General features: G+C 44.2%; 2 protein-coding genes. One reads left to right on the forward strand and one right to left on the reverse strand.

The annotated features are described in order from the left end of the window. Nucleotides 1-1505: phospho-sugar mutase (locus AB4653_RS16810; protein WP_372104789.1), on the reverse strand; the 1505-nt coding region annotated here is incomplete at its 3' end. A gap of 540 nt (nucleotides 1506-2045) precedes the next feature. On the opposite strand from AB4653_RS16810, the gene AB4653_RS16815 reads away from it, so the two are divergent. Beyond that, nucleotides 2046-2627, forward strand: a 582-nt coding sequence (locus tag AB4653_RS16815) for a cytochrome c oxidase subunit II transmembrane domain-containing protein (RefSeq protein ID WP_372104792.1), incomplete at its 3' end; no start/stop codon positions are given.

Consider the following 2627-nt stretch of genomic DNA (forward strand, 5'->3'; position numbering starts at 1 on the left):
GTAGCCCCACCGACAATAAAGCGCAAAGAAGACTGCAGATCTTCAATCACAGAGATAGCGACACCGTTTATTGCTTTAGGTTGTGCCGCTCGGAGTTTAGAACCAATCGATGGTGAATCTGGGTCTAGGGCAATACTTCGTTGCGCGTTGGTATGAACCCCATGTTCAAATGAAATTTGAGCGAGAAGATCCCAAACGGTTCGCCCTTGAGATTTTAACTCCTCAACCAGTTGAGCAAACACGACGATAGCAGACAGCCCATCTTTGTCTCGTACCTGAGTACCAATTGTGTAGCCTAACGCTTCTTCATAGGCGAACAAGAACTCGTTTTTCTCATCTTCTAATTGCATGCCAATATTCGCTAACCATTTAAAGCCAGTCAGCGTTTGGAAGTAAGTCGCACCATGGGATTGAGCCACTTTCTCAAGTAGAGTTGAAGATACGATACTGTTACCAACTAACTGGTTTTTAGTGTGTGGCTTTGATAGCAAGTAGTGCGCGAATAACACACCCACTTGGTCACCCGTGAGCATTTTGTACGAGTCATCTTCAGTTCTAACTTTATCATCGGTTCGAACGGCAACGGCAAATCGGTCTGCATCTGGGTCATTAGCGCAAGCGATGTCGGCATCGACACTTTTTGCTAAGTTAACCACAAGATCCATCGCGCCTTTTTCTTCCGGATTGGGGAAGTTTACGGTTGGGAAGTGACCATCTGGTTCTCTCTGTTCGGCAACACTGAACACCTTATGGAAACCAGAATCATGAAGTAGATCTTCCGCCATTTGTGCGCCGACACCATGCATAGCGGTATAGGTGATGGTGGTGTTCGCCGATTCGATCTCTTTACTCACGTGTGGACTCTGGTTGATAGCAGCACGATAGGTCTGATAGTAACCTTCAGTTAACCATACCAACTTACCTTGTGTTTCAGCGTCACTAAGGCTCATCAATGGGATGGGCTTGGTCGATGCGATATCTATTTCAGCAGCAATGCCTGCATCATGAGGGGGAATGATTTGAGCGCCATTCTCCCAGTACACTTTGAAGCCATTGTACTCCGGCGGGTTGTGGCTCGCCGTCACGACAACCGCCGCCGCCGCGTTGAAGTGCTCAATACCAAAGGCAACGATAGGTGTCGCTGCAACATTCGAAGTTAGGTAAACCTTAATACCTAAAGCGGTGAGTACAGAAGCTGTATCAATCGCGAATTGCTTTGAATCTAAACGACCGTCGTAGCCAACCACTACACCACGCATAGAGGCATTTTCGACATGTTCAATTAAATAGTGGCCAAGGCCTGTGGCTGTTTCTTGTATGACCAAGCGGTTCATTCTATTTGGGCCGCATCCGACTTTGCCGCGCAGTCCCGCCGTTCCGAATTCTAATCGTTGAATAAAGCGGTCTTCAAGTTCGTCGTGCATTCCCTCATCGATAAGGTATTGAAGCTCTTCACGAGTTCTTGGGTCTGGGTCTCTCGCTAACCAGTTCATTGCATCTTGCATAATCACTAAACCTTTTAATATCGGGGTGTCTTTCTGTTGATTTAATTTAAATGATACTGATTATCATTTCTATGAAAGCAATCGTAAAACTCGATTTAAAATAAATTCCAACAGCAAGGGAAAGGCATATGGGTAAAGCCACTTCAAATAATTGACTGTTTAATAAGTAAACTTACCTTGAACAATTGGATATCACTAACTAGCCTTTTACATAAATATAACAAAACTTAACAAGTTCGTCGTTTTTGAATCTTTAGTGGAAACTTACAACGCTTATGATCCGTATCGGTTCTTAAGTTCAGATGATGTCAGCAGCCCGTTTACAGGCTAGCTCCATGTGAGTTGTAGATTGAGATTCAGCTTTTCATGTTCAGCTGGAATAACAATGAATGTTGTCTGGCTCGGAATGACACATAGCTCGTAATGACATGTAGTTCGTAATGAAACGTAGCTCGCAACGAATATAGCTCGTAACGAAACACAGCTCGCAACGACATTTAGGTCGCAAGTATCCAATTAGGAAGGATAAGGAGAGATCTTTTGAAAAGATTACTGGTTAGGCTAGCGTGGCTTTTGAAAAGTTTTGTTGTGGTTTTGGTGTCGCCTTTGGTGCATGCAAGCAGTGAATACAACATGACTCAAGGTGTCACTGAGATCAGCGGTAAGGTATACGAGCTTCATATGCTGATCTTCTATATCTGCTGTGCGATTGCCTTTGTTGTTTTTGGAGTGATGTTCTATTCGATTCTGAGGCACAGAAAGTCGAAGGGTGCGGTTGCTGCCCATTTTCACGAAAGCACGAAAGTAGAAATTCTTTGGACCATCATTCCTATTATTATCCTTATCGCTATGGCGATACCCGCCACTAAAACCTTAATAGCGATGGAAGACACCTCCCAATCAGATCTGACCGTAAAAATCACAGGGTCACAATGGAAATGGCACTACAGCTATTTTGGTGAAGACGTTGAGTTTTTCAGCCTCCTAGCAACCAGTGACAAAGAGATTGAAGGCATCGAAGTGAAAGGCGCGCATTACCTGCTAGAAGTTGATAAGCCACTTGTACTGCCTATCAATCGTAAAGTCCGCTTTTTGATGACTTCCGATGATGTGATTCACTCA

Source organism: Vibrio sp. 10N.222.48.A3, assembly GCF_041475345.1.
In the GTDB taxonomy this organism is placed as follows: Bacteria; Pseudomonadota; Gammaproteobacteria; order Enterobacterales; family Vibrionaceae; genus Vibrio; species Vibrio tasmaniensis_A.